We start from the raw sequence: 2324 nt of genomic DNA, 5'->3' as shown, positions 1-2324 counted from the left end.
ACCCGGGGGATCCAGCCACTTCGCGGCGGCTCCGAAGAGCTTCGCAGTGGTGTCTGTTCCTCCCTGCCGGGCTGACTCAGAGAACATTACGGTGGTCGGGGCCCAACGGTCAAACCGGTGCCCCGTGACCCCGGTCACCGCGCGTCGTCAGGTCACCAGGGCCGATTCTGCGGCCCGGCACAGCCGGCGAACCTCCCCGGCCGCCCAGGTACCGTCGGGGCATGAACCCCTCCAGCGATACCGTTCGCCCGTCCCTCGCCGACCGCCCGGGTGACGGCGTGACCGTGCGTGTGCTCGTTCCCTGCACGGTCGACGAACGGCACCAGGCTCGTGCGCTCGAGGCCTATCGCGAGCTGGTCGCCGCGACCAGGCAGGAGGCCGGCTGCCTGTCGTACGAGCTCCTCCAGCGCGTGGGCGACTCGACCCGGTTCCTGCTCGTCGAGGAGTGGGAGTCGCAGGACCATCTCGACGCCCACACCCGGACGGAGCACTTCGTGCGGCTCGTCGCGGAGCTCGAGCAGCTCGAGAGGGCCGCGCCCGCAGAGCTCTACCGACGCGTTCTCTAGGACGCGCTCGCTCAGGCAGGCAACGCGGGGCCCCTGGTCTCCGACGCTCGCCCCTCGTCAACGGACGACCGCCGCACGTCCCGCAGCCAGGTCGCGACCGTGTCGACATCCGCGACGATCATCCCCACCGACGGGTCGACCCGGTGCAACAACACCCTGGCAGGGTGCGCGCCCTCGATCCACCTGCGGTCCCCGGCCGGGTACGTCATCGACCCAGACGAACGGGCGTCCGTCCGCGATGCGCACCAGTACCTTCGTCCTCCACTGCAGGTCGGCCACCCCGTGGTCGCCGTCGGAGGCAGGAAGGTCGGCCACCCGTAGGTGCGGGAGACCGAGCAACGGCGCGATCACCTCGTTGGCGCCGTGCATCCACGCGGTCGCCCACATCAGCTCGCGCCCCAGGCCGGTCAGCAGCGGGCCGAGAGCGCGAGCCACGCTCGCCAGGTGGGGGTTCGACGCCGCCGTCCAGGACTCAGGACCCGGAACACGCGGCAACTCCGGCTGCCGAACGGGAGCAGCGGCCCGTCGACGTCGAGGAACGGGATCTGGCGCGATGCGGCGCTCACCCGTGCACCGTAGTGCAAGCGGCATCTTCGACGCCGCCCCTCCCGAGACCGGCATGGCCCGCGTGCGGCTGGCGACCGCTATCTCGTCGACCGCTGGCGGCGTGCCTCGTAGAGCACGATCGAGGCTGCGTTGGCTGCGTTGAGGGAGCTGGCCGCGCCGGCCATCGGGATGCTGAGCGTGACGTCCGCTGCGTCGCGCCATGCGCGCGACAGCCCCGCGGTCTCGTTGCCGACGAGGAGCAGCACGGGCTGCGTCAGGTCGAACGCCGAGATCTCGGCGTCGCCGTCCTCGTCCGTTGCCGCGACGACGATCGGCACGCCGGCCGAACGCTGATGCTCGACCCACTCCACGACGTCGTGGGGAGACGCGGCGCGCACGGTCGGCACGGCGAAGAAGGAACCTGTCGAGGCGCGGACGGACTTCGGGTCGTACGCGTCTGCGGCGTGCCCGGTGGTGATCACACCGTGTGCGCCGAGGGCGTCCGCTGAGCGGATGATCGACCCGATGTTGCCCGGCTGCGTCGGGCGGTCGAAGACCAGACCGAGGAAGTCCGCACGCGCCGAAATCCGCGTGAGGTCGTCGGGAGCCATGCCGACGACCGCCAGTACCTCGGCCGCCCCCTCGGTCTTCTCGCTGAGCTCGGCCAGCAGGTCCGACGACATCGCCACCTTCTCGGCGTTCGGCTGCGACGCGAGCAGGTCGCGAGCCCAGGGCGAGAGCGACCGGTCGGCGTCGTACAGCAGGGCACGGACGTCCCACCCGTGCTCGATCGCCAGGTTGACCGGCCGGACGCCCTGCACGATGAACTCTCCGGCGCGGTGACGCTTGGAGCGGTTGGACAGGAGCGTCTGCAGCACCTGGAATCGAGCATTGCGTGCGCTGATGCGGGTGACCACGTGTTCCTCCGGAGACCTGGCAGCATCTGGGTCCGGCCGCCTGACTCGAAGGCTACCGGCTCGGCACGCGGCTCGAGGTCCTGGCCTGCGGCCGGCGGAGCTTGGTCGCGCCGCGACCGAGGTCGACACACGCAACACAAGAGCCCCGAGACACCTGATGGTGTCCGGGGCTGAGCTACCAGCGGCGAGGGCCGGGGCGTCGAGTGCGCGCGATGCGATCCGGGTATGCCAAAGGCCCACCCCGTGAGGGGTGGGCCTTTGGTGAATGGTTGTCCGGCGGCGACCTACTCTCCCA

At 70.8% G+C, this 2324-nt stretch carries 2 protein-coding genes; one reads left to right on the top strand and one right to left on the bottom strand.

The features are described from left to right. The first annotated feature begins 221 nt into the window (after window positions 1-221). On the top strand, window positions 222-566 hold the full coding sequence (locus H9640_RS18820) for a putative quinol monooxygenase (protein ID WP_191792303.1): 345 nt from the start codon (window positions 222-224) through the stop codon (window positions 564-566). A gap of 644 nt (window positions 567-1210) precedes the next feature. Here the strand turns inward: H9640_RS18820 and H9640_RS18815 are convergent. Next, window positions 1211-2029: a TrmH family RNA methyltransferase gene (locus H9640_RS18815; protein WP_191792302.1), complete on the bottom strand. Its 819-nt coding sequence runs from the start codon at window positions 2027-2029 to the stop codon at window positions 1211-1213. Window positions 2030-2324: the final 295 nt, after the last annotated feature.

This window comes from Oerskovia gallyi, assembly GCF_014836745.1.
GTDB classification, from domain to species: Bacteria; Actinomycetota; Actinomycetes; order Actinomycetales; family Cellulomonadaceae; genus Oerskovia; species Oerskovia paurometabola.
Note: the sequence above shows the minus strand (reverse complement) of the source record. Positions and strands in the feature narration are given on the sequence as shown.